The sequence below is a fragment of the Craterilacuibacter sinensis genome (assembly GCF_009831765.1).
Classification (GTDB): Bacteria; Pseudomonadota; Gammaproteobacteria; order Burkholderiales; family Chromobacteriaceae; genus Craterilacuibacter; species Craterilacuibacter sinensis.
Map to the genome: position 1 here is coordinate 1 of NZ_WSSB01000034.1, position 930 is coordinate 930.

Annotated in this window: 1 protein-coding gene; it reads left to right on the top strand. The window is 56.9% G+C overall.

Annotation, left to right across the window (positions count from 1 at the left end):
* Window positions 1-220: 220 nt before the first annotated feature.
* Window positions 221-930 (top strand): IS110 family RNA-guided transposase (locus GQF02_RS15740; RefSeq protein ID WP_160798402.1); only part of this gene is annotated, 710 nt, incomplete at its 3' end.

Genomic DNA, 930 nt, shown 5'->3' on the forward strand with positions numbered 1-930 from the left:
CTAACCCACCCTTGTATCTGTTGTCTCGTGGTGATTAGCTATCACCGCACGAAGCGAAGAGAGCTTGAACCCACCCTTAAGGCTAAAACCTTGGTCTGTAGATTAAGCCCTTCGCTTCACCCTCTCACCAGCCAGACACTGAACGGTAGCCAAGGGCTCTGACCCTGTATGAACAAGGCAAGTGGGTGAGTTGGTTGCTTCTGTTTACAAAGGACTGCATATGTTTTACCTCGGTATCGATGTGTCCAAAGCCAAGCTCGACTGCAGCCTGCTGCTGAATCCCCATCACAGCAAACGCAAGAGCAAATCTGTTGCCAACAACGCTGCCGGTATTGCTGAACTGCTTACCTGGCTGTCCAAGCAAGGTGCCCATCCGAGCGACGTGCATGCCGTCATGGAGGGCACAGGCGTCTATCACGAACTGGCCGCCCTGGGTCTGCACGATGCCGGCGTGACCGTCTCCATCGCCAACCCGGCGCAAGTGCGCGACTTTGGCCGTGGCTTGGCCATCCGCACCAAGACAGATGGCATCGACAGTCTGGTACTGGCACGGTATGCGGCGATGTTGCAACCTGCTGCGTGGTCGCCGCCCCCAGCCGAGGCCCGGCAGTTACAAGCGTTACTGTCACGGCGTGACGCCATTGCACAAGACCTGCAGCGCGAGCGCAACCGGCTGGAAAAAGCCGAAATTGCCGATACCCCCGAGCTGGTGCATGCCTCGATCCGTGCCTCGATCGCCTTTCTCGAACAACAACTGCAAACGTTACAACGCCAGATCGACGACCATATCGACCGCCATCCGGGACTCAAGCAGGATTTGCTGCTACTACAGACCATCCCTGCCATTGGTCCTCAAACTGGACGTATGTTGCTGGCTGTCATGCACAGTAAGTCGTTTGCCAGCGCCGAACAGTTGGCTGCCTATCTCGG